10 protein-coding genes are annotated in these 22,218 nt (G+C 45.2%); all 10 read left to right on the top strand.

Annotation, left to right across the window (positions count from 1 at the left end; translation table 11 throughout):
* The first annotated feature begins 148 nt into the window (after window positions 1-148).
* Window positions 149-2,269 carry an alpha-galactosidase gene (locus A3860_RS15245; protein WP_216823450.1) on the top strand — a complete coding sequence of 707 codons (2,121 nt, stop codon included), beginning with the start codon at window positions 149-151 and terminating at the stop codon, window positions 2,267-2,269.
* A 146-nt stretch (window positions 2,270-2,415) separates the two neighbouring features.
* Window positions 2,416-2,982 (top strand): sigma-70 family RNA polymerase sigma factor, encoded by a 567-nt coding sequence (locus A3860_RS15250; RefSeq protein WP_081147574.1) that lies wholly within the window; start codon window positions 2,416-2,418, stop codon window positions 2,980-2,982.
* A 70-nt stretch (window positions 2,983-3,052) separates the two neighbouring features.
* Window positions 3,053-4,150 (top strand): FecR family protein, encoded by a 1,098-nt coding sequence (locus A3860_RS15255; RefSeq protein ID WP_081147575.1) that lies wholly within the window; start codon window positions 3,053-3,055, stop codon window positions 4,148-4,150.
* 243 nt (window positions 4,151-4,393) lie between these two features.
* Window positions 4,394-7,768, top strand: a complete 3,375-nt coding sequence (locus tag A3860_RS15260; protein WP_158085265.1) for a SusC/RagA family TonB-linked outer membrane protein — start codon at window positions 4,394-4,396, stop codon at window positions 7,766-7,768.
* Between the two features lie 35 nt (window positions 7,769-7,803).
* Window positions 7,804-9,681 carry a RagB/SusD family nutrient uptake outer membrane protein gene (locus tag A3860_RS15265; protein ID WP_081147577.1) on the top strand — a complete coding sequence of 626 codons (1,878 nt, stop codon included), beginning with the start codon at window positions 7,804-7,806 and terminating at the stop codon, window positions 9,679-9,681.
* A gap of 282 nt (window positions 9,682-9,963) precedes the next feature.
* Entirely contained in the window at window positions 9,964-12,180 is a 2,217-nt protein-coding gene (locus A3860_RS15275; RefSeq protein WP_143774112.1) for a glycoside hydrolase family 95 protein, read from the top strand.
* A gap of 103 nt (window positions 12,181-12,283) precedes the next feature.
* Window positions 12,284-15,604, top strand: coding sequence for a glycoside hydrolase family 38 N-terminal domain-containing protein (locus A3860_RS15280; RefSeq protein WP_081147580.1), 3,321 nt, complete (start codon window positions 12,284-12,286; stop codon window positions 15,602-15,604).
* 137 nt (window positions 15,605-15,741) lie between these two features.
* The gene (locus A3860_RS15285) at window positions 15,742-17,334 is read left to right on the top strand and encodes an alpha-L-fucosidase (protein WP_081147581.1); all 1,593 of its coding nucleotides are present in this window, start codon (window positions 15,742-15,744) and stop codon (window positions 17,332-17,334) included.
* Between the two features lie 296 nt (window positions 17,335-17,630).
* Window positions 17,631-19,637, top strand: a complete 2,007-nt coding sequence (locus A3860_RS15290) for a family 20 glycosylhydrolase (protein WP_216823451.1) — start codon at window positions 17,631-17,633, stop codon at window positions 19,635-19,637.
* Window positions 19,638-19,722: 85 nt separating this feature from the next.
* Entirely contained in the window at window positions 19,723-22,215 is a 2,493-nt protein-coding gene (gene galB, locus A3860_RS15295) for a beta-galactosidase GalB (RefSeq protein WP_245843545.1), read from the top strand.
* The last annotated feature ends 3 nt before the right edge of the window (window positions 22,216-22,218 follow it).

Raw genomic sequence — 22,218 nt, forward strand, 5'->3', positions numbered from 1 at the left:
TTTTAAAGCCGCTATAAAGGTAATTTCGTATGCATAACTTGTACATTAAAACCGAACATTCTCCATACCCCACTATTTGAGGAATTTATCTATGATAAAGTTTTTTAGACCTATTGTCATTTTCGCTGTCAGTTTTCAAACAGTTATAGTGCAGGCCCAACAAATAGCTTCAGCAATTACAGGCGACTGGTTGGTAAAACCGGTGTTGCAAAAAGCCGGAATGCATATCAGCGATGATAAAAAGAATATTACCCTGTTCAATGGCCTGGTCGAAAGAACTTTCCGGCTGTTTCCTAATGTAGCATGCACTGGTTATAAAAATATAACAACCGGTCAGCAATTGATACGGGCCGTAATGCCCGAAGCAGTGATCACTATTAACGGTAAAGAGTATAATGTAGGCGGATTGTACGGTCAAAAGGAAAAAGCCTACTTATTGCCCCAATGGCTCGATGGTTTTACCGCCGGTGAAAATGATTTCCGGTTTGTCAGTTATGACACCGGTGAATTAAAACCCTTCATAAACTGGCAAGCCAGGGATTGGTGGTCGTCAAATACCCAACATCCGAAGGGAAAACAGATCAGCTTTGCCTACCGGAATAATGAAGCATCGCTGAAAGACCTGCTGGTAAAAGTGCATTATGCTGTGTACGATGGTTTGCCTTTAATGGCCAAGTGGGTTACCATCGAAAATAAAGGAACAGCTACCTATAAAATTGACGGGCTGAAAAATGAAGTGCTGGCATTGGTGGAAGAGGAGAGCGCCGTGGTAGGTAAGCCGGAGATCATGAAAAAGCAGCAGGGCATTTATATTGAAACCAATTATGCTTTCAACAATGCTATGCGGTATGAGCTCAGCGACCAAACCACCCACTGGAAAGTTGATAAGTCTTATACCTCACAGGTTAATTATGATTATAACACGCCATGCGTGTTGGAAATATATCCCGATAAGGCGCCGGGCATTGAGCTGCAACCGGGAGAGTCATTGACCTCCGTTCGCAGTTTTGAATTGCTGATGGATAGCTATGACCGGGAAAGAAGAGGATTGGCAGTAAGAAAAATGTACAGGGCCGTTGCTCCCTGGACCACTTCGAACCCCATCTTTATGCACCTGGTTAGCCGGAATGATGAAGAGGTGCAGCATGCGATCGATCAATGCGCTGCCACGGGATATGAAGCATTGATCCTGAGCTTTGGCAGTCACATCAATATGGAAGATACTTCTGCCGCCAATATTATGCGCTGGAAAAAAAATGCCGACTACGCGCATAGCAAAAAAATAAAGATCGGCGGTTATTCCCTGTTCAGTTCGCGCCGCATCAGTGAAGAAGATGATGTAATAAACCCGTTAACGGGAAAAACAGGCGGCGCCTTCTTTGGAAATGCGCCCTGTTTCGGAAGCAGGTGGGGCCTGGCCTACCGGGATAAAATAAAAACATTCTTTACGCAAACCGGTTTCGACATCTGGGAAAACGATGGACCGTATCCCGGCGATGTATGTGCATCTACCGTGCACCCCGGGCATAAAGGGTTAGATGATTCGCAATGGCGGCAAATGGAAACGCAGAAAGAATTGTACAAATGGCTGAATGAAAAAGGAGTTTATATCAATGCGCCCGATTGGTATTTTTTAGATGGAACCAATAAGATAGCGATCGGTTACCGGGAAGTGAATTTTTCTTTGCCCAGGGAAGATCAAAAAATATTGAACAGGCAAAACATTTACGATGGCACCTGGGAAAAAACACCTTCCATGGGCTGGGGCTTTGTACCGCTTACCCGCTACCAGGGCGGTGGAAAGGAAGCAATACTGGAACCATTGAGCGAACACCTCACCGATTATGAACAATTAATGATACAATACTATGGCGCCGGTGTGCAGGCTTGTTACCGTGGACCAAGATTGTATGATACCGATGCCACCAAACAAAAGGTCATTGAAGTGATCAGCTGGTATAAAAAATACCGCGATATCCTTAACTCCGATATTATTCACCTGCGCCGGGCCGATGGCCGTGACTGGGATGGAATACTGCATGTGAATGCCGCTTTGAAAACAAAAGGATTGCTGATGCTGTACAATCCTACAAAAGAAAGAATAACGCGCACCATTAAAGTGCCGCTTTATTACACAGGTTTAAGCACTGTTGCTGTTGTTGCAGAAAAAGGGAATACACGAAAGACCTATAAGCCTGACCGGAATTACGATATAGAGTTGTCATTTAGCATAGAGCCAGAAGGGTACACGTGGTTTACAATTGAATAAGGAAGCGTCTCATTTTCAAATCAAACGTTTGCGCCAATTTATTACTATACAACTGTTACCTGAACTGAGTTGTTACTTTGTTGACGAATGTTTATCAATGATAGCATGAACTATCATTGATTATAATTATACACTTCGATTGCTGCATGGAAAAAAAGGAAAATATTACCTCTATTTTTCAACGCCTGGCTTATAGGGATGATCAGGATGCTTTCTATCGGTTGCATGCTGATTTTTTCCCTCGTTTGTTCCGGCTTGTTTATTCGCTCACTGGTCAGCGCGAAGTGGCAGAAGAGTTAACCAATGATGTTTTTATTCAAATTTGGCAGAACCGGAGAAAGTTAAACAGCATAAAGAATCCTGAAGTGTATCTTTTTGTATGTGCAAAGAACATAGCCTTCGCCTACCTTAAATCAATAAAACTTCCCATTGTAAGCCTCGATGGCTTGCAACAATTCGACCTGCAGATTGAAAGAACAGCCGAAGATATACTGATCTCCTCTGAAATGGTCTCCCGTATCAATACTGCTATTGCCCAACTCCCGGCTCAATGTAAACTGGTGTTTTTATTAGTTAAGGAAAATAATTTGAAGTACCGTGAAGTGGCAGCGGTATTGGATATTTCGGTTAAAACCGTTGAGGCGCAAATGAACATCGCCTTAAAGAAACTTACCAGTTCCATTCCTTTTTTGCTTCCAGCCTTTTCCCGTTAAAAAAAACTTTTCCTGCTTTAGGGGTAACATAGCTGTTTACCACTCCTTGTATAAAAGGAGTTATTAAACAATGTCTATCGACCGTATCTGGCAACTGCTTACTAAACGGTTTAACAAGGAGATTTCAAAACAGGAGCTGGAGGAGTTGGAATTGTTGCTACGGAAAAATCAGGGATCTATTCAGGTGAATGAATTGTTAACCGCTTTTGACGGGCTTACCTTCAGGCCGGTTAGTGATGCGGCCATGATAAAAAGAAGCGCCAATGTGTTAAAAGAAACAATTGCGGCCAGTGCTCCCGATGGCGGTGATGAAACTGCCGGCGATGATCAGGGGCCGGTTGTGCCTTATGGCAAAAGCCGGGTAAGAATAATGATGGCGCTGGTTGTGCTGGTGCCTGTAATTGTTTTCCTGAGCAGTATATGGAAAAAGAATGAGCCTGCTAAAGAGATGGCCACCGTAAATGAAATTAAAACCGATGTTGGAACAAAAACTACCATAAAACTCCCCGATGGTTCCATCGCTGTTTTAAATGCAGGCAGCAGCCTGAGTTATAATAAAGATTTTGGAATTAATTCAAGGGAGATCAAATTGACGGGTGAAGCTTACTTTGATATAAGGAAAAACCCCGAGATGCCATTGGCGGTTCATGCCGGAACCGTTGATATCTGGGTTAAAGGGACCACCTTTAATGTGAAAGCTTTTCCTAAAGATTCTACTATAGAAGCAGCCTTGTTTACCGGTATTATAGAATTGGTTTCGCACAAGGACCCTGAAAGAAAAATACTGCTTCGGCCTAATGAAAAGATCGTGATCAGCCGCTCGCCGGTTGAAAAAGAACTTAATCCTTCCAGCAACAATACAACGCCCGTAAATGAAGAAATAGTTTCATTGGGAAGAATAAAGCCTGATCCGGTCGACAGCAGCTATGCAGAAATAGCCTGGTTACAGAACAAACTGGTATTCCATTCCGAATTGTTCAGTCAGATAGCCCGGGATATGGAACGCAGGTATAATGTAACGATCAAATTTTTGGATGCTTCTGTAAGTGAATTGAAATTCACCGGCTCTTTTACCAATGAAAGCCTGGTTGAAGCGCTGGATGCAGTGAAAAGCATCGTACCCTTTCACTATACTATTGAAAATAAAACGGTTTTGATCAGGAAATAAATTGTAAACCAAAACAGTACCACATGAAGTAAGGCCTGCCCAAAAAATAAGGGAGATGCGCTAACATCTCCCTGAATTAAAGTCACCGGGAACCGGCTGTAACCAATGTTCCCAATTTATAACTCTAACACTTGCAAAGTTATGCAATTAACCAAAATTGACTGCAAAACAGCTAAGGTTTTGCGATCACCCCATTTGCCGTTTTTTATGAAAGTGTCTTTTGTTTTTACCACAATGTTTTGTATGCACCTGAGTATGTGGGCGCACACACAGAACACCATTTCGCTGGTAGTAAAGAAAGAACAGTTGAAAAACGTTTTTGAACTCATTGAGCGCCAGTCGGAATACAGGTTCCTGTACAACGATAACCCGGTTTTTGAAAATAAAAAAATTACCCTGAAAATACAGGAGGCTCCGGTAGATAAGATCATGGACCAGTTGTTGGAAGGAACGGGGTTGCAGTATAAAATAACTGCCAATAACCTGATCACCCTTTTTTTTCCCGTTGCCGATGGAAAGAGCGGCCGGCCATTTAAAATAATAAAGGGTACCGTGAAAGATGAAAAAGGCTTGCCATTGGCCCGGGTAACTATAACCGTAAAAGGCACCAGTAAAGGCACTGCAACGGATTCAAAAGGTACCTACACTATAGAAGCTAATGCGGGCGACGTACTGGAATTTTCCAATATAGGGTATAAAAAGGTGTCATTGACCGTAGGTGAAGACGAAACGATAAATGTAAGTATGGAACTGGAGATGGCCGGGCTAAATGAAATAGTGGTAATAGGTTATGGTACACAACGAAAAGCGAGCCTCACGAGTGCTGTTACTACTGTCAATACCCGGGAAATGACCAATATTCCTGCTTCTAATTTATCAAATTTGCTGGCCGGACGTGCTTCCGGCGTATTTGTGCAATCGCCAACAGGCATTCCTGGTAAAACCTCCTCAGTGCGAATACGTTCAGCATCTTCCTGGAACGCTGCGCCGCCGTTATTTGTGATCGATGGTATTGTGAGAGATCAGAGCGCGTTTGACGCGTTAGACCCCAGTCAGATCGATAACCTGACGATCCTGAAAGATGCTGCTTCCACTGCGATCTATGGTTCACGGGCATCGAATGGCGTATTGTTGGTAACTACCAAAACCGGGAAAAAAGGAAAACCACAGGTGCAGTTAAGTTCAGTTTTGGGGGTGCACAGTAAGCCTGCGATAAATTTTAAGTACATGCCGCTGCTGCAGGCAGCAGATATTGTAAACAATTTGTATGCTCCCGACGTAAAGTATAACGATTTCGACAGACAGTGGATTGCTAAAAATAATCCTGAAGGCAAAATTTATTACAATGAAGTTTATCAGGATCCCTTCAGTCAAAAGCATGCGATAAATATTTCCGGGGGTAACGAGGATGTTTCTTATTTTATTGGCGGCAATTATTATAATGAAAAAGGATTTTTACCCCAACTGCGGTATGAGCGTTATAATTTTCGCGGTAATGTTGTAACCCACCTGAATAAAGACCTTTCAGTAGGATTAAATGTGAATGTCAACAATGGTAATCGCCGCACCTTTTGGAGTGGGTTGGCAAATGATGAAGATCTTTCAGGGTTCTATGAAAAATTGTTTTACCTGGGTGGTGGTTCTACACCGGCGTATGTCGATGGAAAACCCGTTAACCCCAAATGGCTTGGCGGCAACCCCATTGAGGTAATGCGTAATGGCGGTTATTCCAAATACAATGATCAGCAAATTGACGCCTTGTTGACTGCAGAGTACAAAGTGCCGTTTATAAAAGGGCTTGGGTTGAAATTCATTTACAGCCAGAACTTTAATAACAGGTTTTCCAAAAAGTTTGCAAAAAAAACAACACTGTATGATTTTAAAGCCGATCCGGCTTCCAAAGCAGGTGTGTTGACCAATGAAGTGACTGGTACTGTAGAGAGCGGCTTACCTACAACCCCTTTTGTTGAAAATACGAATGGTAAAACAAGGTCTTATCAATTAAATGGAATGATCACTTACGATAAAAAGATCGCACAGCATTCCATTAATGTTTTAGCCGCCTATGAACAGGCAGAAGGATATTATACTTATTCTTCTATTAACAGACAGAATTTTCCGTTTTATACTGCCGATCAGTTTCCATTTACCAGTTCCGCTTCTGCAGATACAAAGGCAACCGGGTATGAATTCAATATGCCTGCCCGCATCTCTTATATTGGCAGGATCAATTATGATTTTGCCGGAAAATACCTGGCCTCTGTTTCAGTACGGGAAGATGGTTCCAGCAATTTCGCACCGGCCCAACGATGGGGCTTTTTCCCTTCAGCCTCCGCAGCATGGGTCATTTCGAACGAATCTTTTTTTGGGAACCTGAATAAGAAAGGATTGGTGGATGTTATGAAACTGCGGATGTCGGTTGGTACTACAGGTAATGATCCTTCTTTTAACTGGTTGTGGAAAGAGCTTTACAATGCCTCTGTTACTTCATATGCAGTAGGTGATCCTGTTGTCAATTCCAGCATACTGGCTTATAATGGCATTTCTAACCCTGGTTATACCTGGGAAACTTCAAAAGCTTTTAATGCAGGCCTTGATCTCAGCTTCCTTAAGCATTGGAATATTACCGCTGAATTATGGGAGAAGAAAACATTTGACATCCTCGGCAAGCGCGTGCTGACATTGCCAATTGAATTTGGCGCAAATTTTCCGCCGGAAAATTATGGGAAAATGAATGCGAAAGGTTTGGAGGTTGAACTGAGTTATGTGAAAGCAAAATTGGGTAAGGACCTTGAAATGAATGTTTCGGCCAATGTAGGATTGGCTACAACAAAGGTTGTTCAAATTGATGCGCCGGCTAACAGTCTGGCAGCAGAAAACCCCAACGGAAAACCATTGAATGCAATGGCAGGCTATCATGCTACCGGTATTATAAGAACACAAAACGATCTGAACGCTTTACCCGGTGGTTACACAATATTTGGGGCAACTCCTGAATTGGGAATGATGAATTTTGAGGATGTATCAGGGCCAGATGCGAAACCTGATGGAAAAATTGATAACTACGATAAAGTAGTGCTCGCCAAATACGGCAACACCGGGAATACTGCAGCCAGTTATAATAATGATGCCTCATTCGCATCAAACAATGCACCGGTTTCCTTTGGCCTGAATTTCAATTTTAAATACAAAGGTCTTTCGCTGGATATGCTTTGGGGCGGATTGGCTGGTTATAAAATTCTTTACAATGATCCATGGGGACGCAGCTTCCCGGGCCTGGTGGCGCCGACATATTATGAAGATGCGTGGACAACCGATAATCCTGGTGGCAAAGCACCAAAGATCTTCCGGTCAGGCGATCCACGAGAAAATGGATACAAAGTTCCTTCCACTTACAACATCTATAATGGGGCATTTGTAAGATTAAAGAATTTGCAGGTATCCTATGACCTGGGCCGTGTATTGAAAAATGGAGGAATTAAAGCGGCAACTGTATTCGTTAATGGTACTAATTTATTGATCATCCGTGGGTTTAAATATTATGATCCCGAAACGTTTTCCAGTTCAAGCTATCCTGTAATGCGAAATGTGAATATGGGGGTCAATTTCCAATTTTAATATTCCTGATTGTTGTCAGAAAAAAGCTTCATACAATGAAAAATGTTTTATCAATTATATGGGCAGTTGCCATTGCGATCCCAATGTTCATTTGTGGTTGCAATAAAATATTAGACAAAGAACCAATGAATGCACTGGACGAATCAAAAGTTTGGGCCAATGCCACAGCGGCAACGGCATTCCTTGATACGGTGTATTACAACCTGATGCCGGGTATGGCCTATGGAACAGGTAACCCCGGTGGATGCTCCAAGGGCATGAACAACTGGTTCTGGGGCGGATGGAACGCAAATTCAGATCTTGTGCAATACGGTAACTATACCGGTACTGATGAAGCATGCCCTACCGATATGGAAACTTCGAGGTATTTATTAGGTACTGCTACTTATGACTGGCTTGAAAATTATGACAGAACAGATGTTGCTGAAAAATGGGCGATGAAAAATTATGGAAGCATCCGTAATATCAATCAGATCCTGGCAAAAATTGACGGAGCAACATTTGATGACGCAAGTAAGAAAGCAATAAAAGGACAGGCGTTATTTTTCAGGGCATGGGCTTATCATGCAATGGTGAAAGATGTGGGTGGAATGCCGTTGATCTTAACGCCGCAACCTGTTGGCGATCTGGCAGATCTTCAGCAACCCCGCAATAAAACTTCTGAATGTGTAACCCAGATCCTGAAAGACCTCGATGATGCCATTGCGTTGTTGCCCGACAGTTGGGGTGGCCGGGATGCCGGCCGCATAGACAAAGGCGCCGCGATGGCCTTTAAAGGCCGGGTGTTATTATTCTATGCCAGTCCGTTGTTTAATGGCCTGGGCGGTATTGCAACCTGGCAAAAAGCATACGATGCTAATTTGGCAGCAAAGAATTTCCTCGACTCAAAAGGTAAAGGCCTGTACCCCGTGTTTGGTAAAATATGGGATGATGAAATGAACAAAGAGGTGATCATGGTACGGCGATTTAACTATCCCGATTCCTATTACCCGGCACCTGGCTTTGTGCCCTTATTTGCATCAGCAGATGACTGGGAATCTGATTGCCCGTCCTGGGAATTGATCAGGGCATTCCCTATGAAAGACGGATCGGCCTTCAACCCGGTTAATGCTGACGATTTTGCAAAATATTTCATCAATCGCGACGATCGTTTTTATGCTACCATCTTATATAATGGGGCCCCGGTAATGTGGAGCGAAAAATGGAAAAAACAAAACGTGTACAATTGGTCTTTTTTACAATATGGAGAAATAGATGCAAACAATAACGCACATGATAAAAGCAGTGGGAAATATAAGAACGATCTGAATCAATCATGGTCCGGGCTTACTGATCTTTCACCTAATTGTACTTACCGTGCCAAAGCGGTTGATAAAATAGCACCCGATGCTGATCATTCAGCTACCGACTGGCCCGAGATCCGCTATGCTGAAGTGTTGCTGAACCTCGCAGAGGCGGCTTATGAATCGGGCAACATTTCAGAAGTGTTAGGTTATTTAACACCGCTACGTAAACGGGCAGGTATAGCTGCAGGCAGTGGAAATTATGGTATTGATGTTGCCAATTTACGCAAGGCGATCCACGACGAGCGTTTTGTTGAATTGGCATTCGAAAACAAGCGTTGGGATGATCTGCGCCGCTGGAAGGCGTTTGGCGATCTAAGATCATTAGGCAAACGGCACGGATTTGCTATTTTATTAAAAGCAGGGGAGTCGATGCCGGGAAAACTGGATGATATTTACCAGCCATCAGTTTATACAAAATTTTCCTGTAAGGTGGTTAATGGCGATAAAGCGCCGATAGCGATCCAGGATAATCAGTATTTGTTTGGATTGCCCTATAGCATTTTACAACGCAACCCTAAACTGCAACAATCAATTGCCTGGGGTGGCAGTTTCAATCCATTTCAATAGTTAGTGTTTCATTTGTGGCAGTTTGTTTGGTAATGCAGGCCATTAATTATTAATGCGCCTGCATTTTTTTCTACAATGGTTTTTTTCCTGGTAACAGGGACGCTTTGTTTTGAAATGAGCCAGCCCCGGGCAAAAATGACACCGGTTATTATCAAAATAGAACAGGTTTTAAAACAGGCAATGCAGGTAATTTCGCCGCTGGTAACTACATCCCCGGGTTTGGTAAAAGGCAATTGATGCCGTCGATATATCAAAAAACTACCCCTATATTTAATAATGATTATGAAAACAACCGGCATCCGATTAGTCTTTAGTAGTATATTACTATTTTTTGTACTCACAGTTCAGGCATTTGGAAATGGAGGTGAGCTATGGTATACACGTCCGGCCGAAAAATGGGAGCAGGACGCGTTACCAATAGGTAACGGCAGAATGGGGGCGATGATCTTTGGCGGAATAGCGCGCGATCATCTTCAGTTTAATGAACAAAGCCTGTGGTCGGGCGATAATAACTGGGATGGAGGCTATGATACAGGCGATCATGGTTTTGGTTCGTACCGTAATTTCGGGGATGTATTTATTGACTTCACACATTCCGCAACGGCCAGCCTGTACCGGCGGGCGTTGAATATTTATACCGGGGTACATACTACCGCATTTCAAATTAACGAGGTGCACTATACGCGCCAGGCCTTTGCCAGCTATCCCGATCAGGTAATGGTCTTCAGGTATGCAGCTGATAAAAAGCAGGCCCTTTCGGGCGCTATATCGCTGGTGAGCGCGCAGGGGGCAACCACTGTTGTACAAGGCAATCAGTTGAGCTTTCAGGGCGAAATGCCCAATCATTTACGGTATGCCACTATGATAAAGGTGGTGAGCGAAGGCGGGCAGGTTCAGGTGAAAGAGAACAAACTCTTTTTCAGCAATTGTAACACGTTGGTGTTATATGTTTCGGCCCGCACCAATTATAAACCGGCTTACGCGGCCAACTGGCGGGGCGGCGACCCAATGCCGTTGATCGATAAGGAATTGATAAATGCCCTTCGCACCGGTTATCCGGCATTACTAAGCCGCCATACAAAAGATATTACCGCATTGACCCGTGCCGCAATAATAGATGTGGGAAGCACAACCGATTCCATTTTACAACTTCCCGTTGATGTGCGGTTGGGCAAATATGCGGCCGGTGGCACTGATCCCGACCTTGAAGAAATGCTATTTCAATATGGCCGATATCTGCTTGTCAGCACTTCGCGACCCGGCGGTTTACCTGCCAATTTGCAGGGGTTATGGAATAACAGCAACAATCCGCCATGGGCCAGCGACTATCACAACAACATCAATATCCAGATGAATTACTGGTCTGCTGAATCTACTAATTTATCTGCCTGTCATCTTCCCCTCATCGACTTTATTGTAGCAGCACAGGAACCCTGCCGTATTGCCACCCGCAAAGCTTTTGGTGAAAACGTGCGTGGCTGGACGGCCCGCACCAGTCAAAGTATTTTTGGCGGTAATGGCTGGGAATGGAACATTCCGGCCAGCGCCTGGTACGCTCAGCATGTGTTTGAGCATTGGGCATTTACTGCCGATACGGTTTACCTGCGCAATACCGCTTATCCTATACTGAAAGAGATCTGTAATTTTTGGGAAGACCGGCTGAAGAAAACGCCCGATGGAAAACTGGTGGTGCCCAATGGCTGGTCGCCCGAACACGGGCCAAGGGAAGATGGAGTGATGCATGATCAGCAACTGATCTGGGACCTGTTTCAAAATTACCTCGATGCGGCCAAAGCACTGCAGGTTGATAACGCTTACCGGCAAAAGGTTGCTTCTATGCAACAGCAACTGGCGCCTAATAAGATCGGGAAATGGGGACAGCTGCAGGAGTGGCAGGAAGACCGGGACGACCCCGATGATCTGCACCGCCATACTTCCCATTTGTTTGGGGTGTTTCCGGGTAAGCAAATAACCCCTGATCGTACACCGGAGCTGGCCAATGCCGCGGTTATCTCATTGCTTGCCCGTAGCGGTAATTACGGGAAGAACAGCAATAAAGCATTTACGGTGGAGCTAACTGTTGGCGACAGCCGCCGATCATGGACGTGGCCCTGGCGATGCGCCTTGTGGGCAAGGTTAAAACAGGGCGATAAAGCTGGTATGATGCTTCGCGGATTGCTCACTTATAATACATTGCCCAATTTGTTTACCAGCCATCCGCCTTTTCAGCTCGATGGAAACCTGGGCATCAGCGGTGCCATACCCGAAATGCTGCTGCAAAGCCAGGACGGTGAAATTCATTTGCTGCCGGCCCTGCCTGCCGGCTGGGCGGTTAGCGGTTCATTTAAGGGGTTAAAAGCCCGGGGTGGTTATAGCGTTAATTGTGTCTGGAGAAACGGTAAGGTTATTCAATATAACATTACTTCAAAACAACCCCGTAAGGTTTTGGTACATATAAATGGAATGGTAAAAGAAATTACAACAAAGCAGGGGGCATGATCTACTGCTATAGTTCGAGGCGCAAAAATAGCACCGGTTCTTATCAAAATAGCGTAGGTTTTAAGATGGCTAAAGCGGGTAATTTCGCGCTAATTGCTTGTTTATGAAAAAGGGAATATTTTTCGTAGCTATTGTTTTCATTTGTAATGTGGTTATAGCCCAGCTGCAGGCCCCATACCTCGGTACTGTTCAATGGGTGAACGGCTATGCAAAAGATGTGCAGGGTGAAACCATCAGCTATTTTTCGGCTTACCCCGATTATGCCAACATCGCTTTATTAACACGCTGCACCGATGGCGCCAAAGTAATTGAATGGGAAACCGCCCCGGTGCCCAAAAAGACCAGCGGCAATTATATTTACTTCAGCTGGGTGGCAGCCCATTCTTCCGGAACCAGTAGCGGCAACCGTAATTTTGATCTGTATGTGAATGATCAAAAGGTGCTCACGTTTACTACCATGCCTGGTAACCAATTGCCCACCTGGACGTATGCTGCACCCGACAGTTCCCGGCTTGTTTTTCAACAAACGAAAAGAGATGGCGCCAATGATGCGCATGGCCTTATTTTTCTGCGATTGCCTGTAGCCCGGGTTAAACGGGGGCAATTTGCAAAGATCAAAATTGTTGGCGCGGCCCAGCAAAGCAATGACTGGTTCATGACCTTCAAATTTTCCTTTGAAGAAAAAGCAGATGTTGAGCCAATGCCTTTCAGGCTCAAAGACGGAAAACAACCTGTGGCTTTAACTGTGCTGCATTTTGGAAAAGAGGCGTTGGCGCATGTTGCTATAAACCAGAAAGAGGCATATTCATTTTTATGTAAGAATGGTGTAAACCATTTTGAGATACCTGTAAATGCCGTACAGCAGGAAGATAGCCTGCAGGTGCGGGTTTCAATAGGACAAAAAATACTGGCGAACCGGTATATAAAATTACAACCGGTTATTTACCGGGAACTTCACCTTATTCATCATTCGCACACCGATATCGGTTATTCGCATTTGCAACCGGAAGTGCTGCGGATACAAATGAAGAACATTGACGATGCACTGCATATGATCGATAAAACCAACACTTTGCCGGATGCGGCCAGGTTCAAATGGAATATTGAGTCGTTATGGGTGGTAGAAAATTACCTGAAACAGGCATCGGCCAGTCAAAAGGAAAAGTTTATCAGGGCCGTTAAAGAAGGCAACATCTGTTTGTCGGGCCTGTATGCCAATATTCTTACCGGTTTAAGTGAGCCGGAAGAAGTATTTCATTATACTGATTATGCAGCGCAATTGCGGGAGCAATTTGGATTGCGCATCAATAGTGCCATGATAAGTGACATTCCGGGTTATGCCTGGACAACCGTAACAGGACTTGCCAAAGGAGGCATCAGGTATTTTTCAAGTGGCCCAAACTTCATGGGCGAAACACATCCATATCTTGGCGACAGAGCAGGGCATTTTGTAAAAGCCTGGGGCGATAAACCTGTTTGGTGGACGTCCCCGTCGGGTGAAGAAAAGATCTTATTCTGGACAGCTGGTAAAGGCTATTCTTCCTGGCATGGTACGGCCATAGGTGGCGTGTTTGAGCGCGGCCCCAAAAAAATTGCCGCTTATCTGAACGAACTGAGGCTGCATAATTATCCGTATGATCTGGTGCAATGGCGGTACAATGTAGTATCGGATAACGGGCCCATTGATTCCACCATTTCTGAGTTTGTTGAACAATGGAATAATAAATATGCATCGCCGAAGATCGTTTTAAACACCACGGAGAAAGTCTTTGAGCAGTTCGAACAAAAGTATGGGGCCAGCATTCCTGTAGTAAAAGGCGATATAACACCCTATTGGGAAGACGGCGCCTTGTCAACCGCCGCCGAAGAAGGAATGAACAGGCGGAACAGCCTCAGGCTGCAACAATTAACAAACCTGTATGCGATGCTTGCCCCTGAAAAGTACAACCCCGCACATTTTTATGAAGCATGGAAGAACATCCTGTTATTTCATGAACATACCTGGGGCGCCTATAACAGTGTCAGCGAGCCCGACAAGCCTTTTGTAACGGAACAATGGCGAATAAAAAAGCAATTCCTGCTCGATGCCGGTGAGCAGATCGATCAGTTGGAAACCGGTCTTTTGAATGATTTTGTTCAACCCGGCTCAAAGAAAATAGCAGTTATAAATACATCGTCTTTTGTTCGCGACGGTTTGGTGGTATTACCAGTGGGGGTTACAGGAAATTCAGTGAAAGATCTTTCCGGCAAAATATTCCCCTTGCAAAAACTGAGTAATGGCAGCAGTATTTTTTGGGCCGGTCAGGTGCCACCCCTGGGAACAACCATCTATACGATCACAGATAATAAAGCAGTGCCCGGGTATAACGGTTTCCATTACACCGACAGCTCGGTATCGAATGGGAAGATCACTTTGCGCTGGGATAAAAAAGGAAGTATAATACAGTTGTCTGACAGTACGGGCTTTAACTATGCGGAAACGTTTAATGGGCAGGGGTTGAACAGTTTTTGGTATGTGCCTGGTTTGGATCCCGCAAAAGCGTTGACCAATGATGCCGTGCAGGTAAAAATAGTAGAAAATGGTGCGGTAGCCATTACCATCGCGTTTGTATGTAACGCCCCGGGTGTTAACCGTTTTGAACGACAGATCACTTTATATGCAGAAAGTAACGAAGTAGTAATAGAGAATACAATAGACAAGAAGGCAATCCGGGAAAAGGAAAGTCTTCATTTCGGTTTTCCGTTCCGGTCATCTTTGAACCAGGTAACCCTTGATGCCGGGTATGGTACCATAAAGTATTTGGCCGATCAGTTGCCGGGGTCAAACAAAGACTATTTATATACGCGGAACTGGCTCGATCTGTCTCAGTCTGATAAAGGAATACAGTGGATGGTGCAGGAAGCGCCGCTGCTTGAACCGGGTAGTATGATCGATGAACGCCGTACTATCTATGGTGCGCATAAAGAATGGAAAAGCGAGGGAAATATAACCTCAACCTGGTTTAGTTATATTATGAACAATTACTGGCATACCAATTATAAGGCCGACCAGGATGGAGTAAGTAGTTACCGGTATTGTTTGAAACCGCATGGTATGTTCAGCAATAGCGAAACAGAAAAAGCAGCCATTGTGTTCAGTGCGCCATTACAGGGCTGGCTTGTTAAAGAAGAGGCTGCCTTACCCGGCTCTTTGTTTGAACTATCGAATGCGCGCATAGTGGTTACCAGTGTAACGCCGTTGAAAGAAGGCGGGTATACAATTAGACTGTTTAACCCCGAACCGGCTGCAGAGCAAACGAACTTCCGTTGGGGTAAGCTCAGGCCTTCGCAATTGATAAATAGTCAAAACGGAAAAATAATGGCCGCCGGCGATAGCATTATGTTACCGGGCCAGGGTGTGATCGACATGAAATTAGTTCCCTGATCATACGCTGCTTCATTTTCCCGTCACCTTTCTATTGGTCAAATTAATTGGGGCGGGTAAAATAGCATCGGTTATTATCAAAATAGGTTAGGGTTTAAAGCAGACAATGCAGTTAATTTCGCCATTATTACTTATAGATGAAAGCCGGAAAATTCTTTGTTGTATTGCTAAGTTCAATACTGCCTGTTGCCACATTTTCACAACAAAAAGAGCTGTCCTGGGAAGAGTTGCGTAATCAATACCAGTTTCCCAAATGGTATACAGAAGCCCGTTTCGGCATTTGGGTGCACTGGGGCGCACAAACCCAACCCGATAGTGGGGGAGGCTGGTATGCCCGTCACATGTATATGCAGGATGTAGGCAGCCAGGCCTGGGGAAAAAATGCATATCCTTATCACCTTCGCCACTACGGTCATCCGTCAGAGATAGGGTATAAGGATGTGATCCACGCCTGGAAGGCCGAAAAGCTGGATACGGATTCGTTGCTGCGCTATTTCAAAAGCATCGGCGCTAAGTATTTTATGGCCCTGGCCAACCACCACGATCATTTCGATAATTTCAATTCTACCTACCATGCCTGGAACTCGGTAAATGTGGGCCCTAAAAAAGACATTATCGGGTTGTTCAAACAATCGGCGGTTAAATATGGGATGCCGTTTGGCGTAAGCTCACATGATGATCGTTTCCTCGGTTGGTGGCTGTCTGCATTTGGAGCGGATAGCTCTGGCCCCAAAAAAGGTATTCCCTATGATGGCAACATGACCAAAGAAGATGGCAAGGGTAAATGGTGGGAGGGGTTAGACCCCGCCGATCTGTATGGCCTTCCGCCGGCCAAAAGAACACCTGAATGGATAGCCGGCGTGAAGAAAAATTATGTACAGCGGCAAATTGAACTGGTTACCAAATATGATGTGGATATGCTTTGGTTCGACGGATATGGATTTCCGTATGGCGATTATGGTAAACAGGTTTGCACGGCTTACTTCAATGATAACCTGCGCAAGCATGGAAAAATAACCGCGATCATTGCCGGTAAGTTTGACAAAGAACCATCGATAGCAAAAGATATTGAGCGTGGCAGCGCTACGGAAATATTGCCTTATCCCTGGCAGGGTATAATCACTTTCACCGACTGGTTTCTTAAATATGATAATCCGCCCATACATAATGCGCGTACCATTATTGAAGCGCTGGCCGATATGAACAGTAAGAATGGCAATCTGGTTTTAAATGTAGAGCTGCAACCTGATGGACGTATTCCCGGCTGGCAGAAAATGATCCTGGATACCATTGGCCGGTGGATTAACCGGAACGCCGCAGCCATTTATGCCAGCAAACCCTGGAAAACGTTTGGCGATAATATCGGCGGCAGGCAACAGGAGAAAATTATCAGCAACGCCGATCTCGCAGCAGTGAAAAAACAAAAAAGCAATGACTTTAATGAACGTACTGTTGCAAGCAAGCCATATCCACAGGATGAAGTGCGGTTTACTACTGACAAGGGCAACCTGTACATCTTTGTGATGAACCCCGGCAAAGGTGGTGCTGTTACCATTCCCAGCCTGGGCTATCAATCGCCCTATAATTCAAAAAAAATAAGTTCGGTCCGTTTGTTGGGTTCCCGGCAAAAGATCTCCTTTAAACAATCAGCGCAGGAATTGCGTTTGAACATCCCTGAAACACCTGGTGATACTTATACAAAAGTATTTGAAGTAAAAGGTGTGCTGTAAGTTAAAGGACCGCCATAAATGATCTGGTGAGATGGCAAGCAGTCTCACAGTATAGACAAGCAATCTCCCGGGCCCGTTTCTACGGGCCTGGTTTTTTTAGCGCAGGAAGGCAAAAATACCATTGGTTAAAGTCAATATCGTTGCAATTTATCAGGGGCATCTACACCTAACTTTAACCGCTTAACATATTGAAATTGATGTGTAAAAGACCCCTTTCTTTTTGGATGGGCCCCGTGGCGGCCTGTATGGGCTCTCTATTATTAACATGCCTGGGATTTCCAGGAAATTGTCAGCAGGTGAATCCGCAACCGTTTGTGATCCCGGCACTACGCGAATGGACAGGTGCGCAGGGAACGTTTATGCTGAAAAACAATGCCGCGATCGTAGTTGATCCGGCTTACAGCGAACAACTGATGACTGCGGCCATTACCTTCCGCGATGATCTGCAAGCAGTAAAAGGTACAGCTCATTGTAAAGTAAGGATAGGAAAACCGGCAAAAGGGGATCTCTACCTGACCCTTGACCCCGCCGACACTTCATTGGGAAAAGAAGGCTACCTGTTTTCAGTAAAAGATATTATCGACATCAAAGCCAATACGCCCACCGGTGTTTTTTGGGCCACCCGCAGCCTGTTGCAGATCCTGGAACAGGACCCCTTGCACCAACGCATTCCCGCCGGCATGGCCAGGGACCTTCCCCGTTTTGCAGTAAGAGGGTTTGTGCTCGACTGTGGCCGTAAATTCTTTACCATGGATTTTCTGCGCAATTATGTAAAGCTGATGTCTTATTACAAGATGAACGATTTTCATGTGCATTTGAATGATAATGGATTTAAAGGTTTTTACAATAATAACTGGGATAGTACGTATTCAGCTTTTCGTTTAGAGAATGCTACTTATCCTTCACTCACCGCCAAAGACGGCCATTACACCAAAAAGGAATTTATTGACCTGCAAAAGCTGGCCCAACAATATGGGGTGAACATTGTACCCGAGATCGATGCTCCGGCGCACGCCTTACCTTTTACCAAAGCAGTGCCGCAAATAGGCAGTGATAAATACGGGAAAGATCACCTCGACCTCGATAATGCGCTTACCTATGAGGTAATGGATAATATCTTTAAAGAATACCTGCAGGGCCCAAACCCTGTTTTCATTGGGAAAGAGGTGCATATTGGCACCGATGAATATGCAAAACAGGAAGCGGAAAAGTTCAGGGCATTTACCGATCATTATATCAGGCTGGTTGAAAGCTATGGCTACAAAGCCCGGTTATGGGGCGCGTTGACACACGCTCCGGGTACAACGCCGGTTAAATCGGCCAACGTTACCATGAATTTGTGGTATAACGGGTATGCCGATCCTAAAGAAATGATCAGGCAGGGGTATGATGTTATCAGTACGCCCGACGGCTGGTTATATATTGTACCTGCCGCCGGCTATTATTATGACTATCTGTATTTAGACAAACTGTATCACAAATGGACCCCGAATGTTATCGGTGACCAGGTATTCCCTATAGACCATCCGCAGATCAAAGGTGGCTCATTTGCCGTTTGGAACGATCACGTTGGTAACGGCATTACAGAAAAAGATGTGCATCACCGGGTGTTTCCAGCCATGCAGGTACTGGCGCAAAAAATGTGGGATGGTACCGATACGGCCGTGAGTTATGAAGTGTTTGCTGAAAAAAGCAAGAACATTGGCGAAGGCCCGGGTTTGAACATGATGGGAAAGCTGAAAGGGGATGGGGCCGACTCCCTGGTACTGCATTATAATTTTAATCAGAAAGAATTTCCGCAGGGCGTACTTAGCCTGAAAGGGAATAACAGCTATCTCAGGACGCCGGTAAAAGGAATAGGATATGGATACACGGTTTCCTTCTTTATAAAGCCCGATGAAAATAATAAAGATAATGCGGTGCTTTTTTCATCGCCCGATGCTGTGGTGAAACTGAAACAGGGAACTACCGGTAAACTGGGCTTCTCACGCGAAGGGTACGATTATACATTTAATTATTCGGCGCCGGCCGGCAAATGGACGCATATTGCAATTACCGGCGATAACAAAACCACCAGCCTGTATGTGAACGGGGTTTTATGCGACAGGCTTGAACAGGGCAAACGCCTTTTCCCCAATAACTATAAGATGGCAGTGGTGCAAACACTGTTCTTCCCATTACAATATATCGGCGATCAGCACAACGCAGTCAAAGGTTCGTTTGATGATATTAAAGTATATAACCATGTCTTGCAACCTGAGTCTATTTTGAAACTTTCTGTACGGAATATGGGTCATTTTTAGGGTAAACCAGGCTTTTCCAGGCCTGGTTTTTAAAATTTATTGTATGCATTCAAACCGGAATATATTTTTAGTAAGTGTTGTTTTAATGAGTTGGTTACCCCTGATAACAACAGGTCAAAATAAGCAGGCTGCACTTTTTGATGCCAACTGGTTGTTCAGGCGGGTGGGTTTACAGGCCGATGGATCGGTAGTTGCCGAGCCAACAGGCTTGCAGGAAATAAGTGCCGATGAAACCGGGTGGCGAAAACTCGATCTGCCACACGATTGGGCCATAGAAGGGCCTTTCAGGATTGACCTGGCTGGTGAAACCGGTAAATTGCCTTATAAAGGAATTGGCTGGTATCGAAAACATTTTACCCTCCCGCGTACAGATAGCGCAAAACAGCTCTTTCTCGATTTTGATGGCGCCATGGCTTACGCACAGGTATGGCTAAACGGCCATTATTTAGGGACCTGGCCATATGGCTACAGTTCATTTCGCATGGAGTTGACGCCCTTCTTACAATTCGGCAAAGAAAATGTGCTGGCTGTGAGGGTAAGCACCGAACACTGGGATTCCCGCTGGTATTCAGGGGCAGGTATTTACCGGCATGTGTGGCTGGTAAAAACAAACCCGGTGCATGTTGCCCATTGGGGAACGTTTATAACAACGCCCCACGTTACCAGGCAAAAGGCTGTTGTACAGGTACAGGTGAAGGTCGATAATCAAAGCGGTAACCCGGTATTGGCAGGTGTGCATACCGAGCTGTTTACAATGGATAACCATAATAAGCCTGGCGTTCGGGTTGCCACTTTAAAAGATTCGGTATTATCAATTGCGCCCGGCAAAACGGCAGAGGCAATGGTAAGTGCAGTGGTGGTGAACCCACAATTCTGGGATCTTGAGTCCCCGCACCGGTATCTGGCACGTACAACTATAACCGCAAACAAAAAATTAGTCGATACCTATTACACCGCATTCGGCATTCGTACCCTTCAGTTTACTGCCCGGAACGGCTTTTTGTTAAATGGCCGTCGGGTTCAAATACAGGGAACCTGTAATCACCACGACGCGGGGGCGCTGGGTGCTGCCATCAATACCAGCGCATTACGCCGGCAGCTCACCATCCTGAAAGAAATGGGCTGTAATGCCTTGCGCACCTCACATAATCCACCTGCTCCTGAATTGCTGGAGCTGGCCGATGAAATGGGCTTTCTGGTATGGGACGAAGCCTTTGATTGCTGGAAGCATGGAAAGAAGAAAGAAGATTATAACAAACTGTATGACGAGTGGCATGAAAAAGACCTGGAAGCGCTTGTGCACCGCGACCGCAACCATCCATCTGTATTTATCTGGTCAATCGGTAATGAAGTGATGGACCAGCGTGATTCGGCCATGACGGCTCACCTCGCAAATATTGTTAAACGCGAAGACCCCACCCGTCCTGTTTCAAATGGCTATAACGATCCCGATGGGGGCAGGGAAGTGGGCGCTGCCGTGGCGCTCGATATTATGGGGGTAAATTATTTCTTTAGCAGGCAGCCGCAATGGGATGCAGATGCCCGGTATGCCAATAAACCTACTATTGGCAGCGAAACATCATCCTGCATATCTTCACGCGGCGAATATTTCTTCGATAAAAAATATGCAAACTGGCAGGTATCTTCCTATGACAATGCATATCCCGGTTGGGGCTGTTCACCCGATGAACAATTTCGCACCAATGCAAAATTCGCGCATTTACTGGGGGAGTTTGTATGGACGGGTTTCGATTACCTGGGTGAGCCCACGCCGTATAATTCAGATGAGACCAATTTGCTGAATTTCAGAAATGACCCCTCCATGAAGGAGGCGCTGGAGCAAAAGCTGTCAGCACTGCGCAAATCAAAAGCGCCGGCCCGCAGCAGTTATTTTGGCATTGTTGATCTGTGTGGTTTTCCCAAAGACAGGTATTACTTATATCAATCACACTGGCGGCCCAATTTTCCAATGGTACATATATTGCCACACTGGAACTGGAAAAACAGGATCGATTCAATTGTACCCGTTCATATATACACTTCAGGCGATGAAGTTGAGTTGTTTTTAAATGGCCAATCGTTAGGCCGTAAAAAGAAGGCCCCACAGCAGTATCGCCTGCAGTGGGATAGCGTGGTATATAAGCCGGGTGAATTAGTGGCCATTGCCTACAAGGCCGGAAAACAGTGGGCCCGGGAAGTACGAACCACTACCGGCGAGGCGGCCGCTTTACAGCTGCAGGCAAATAGGTCATCTATAAAAGGGGATGGCCAGGACCTTGTTTTTATTACCATTTCAGTAACTGACAGTAAGGGAAGGCTGGTGCCAACAGCCCGGCATACTATTAACTGCCGCTTGCAGGGCGAAGGGGAAATGGTGGCTACCGACAATGGCGATGCTACCAGTTTTATTCCGTTCAGCAGTTCAGTGCGGCCGGCCTTTAATGGCTTAATGCTGGTAGTAGTAAAAGCACATGCAGGCGCCCGGGGCAAATTAAAACTGATCGTTGAATCGCCGGGATTAACAACCGGTGTGTTGGAAATTTCCTGTGCGAATACGTTAAACAACAATAAGAAATAATCA

The sequence above is a fragment of the Niastella vici genome (genome assembly GCF_002077945.1).
GTDB classification, from domain to species: Bacteria; Bacteroidota; Bacteroidia; order Chitinophagales; family Chitinophagaceae; genus Niastella; species Niastella vici.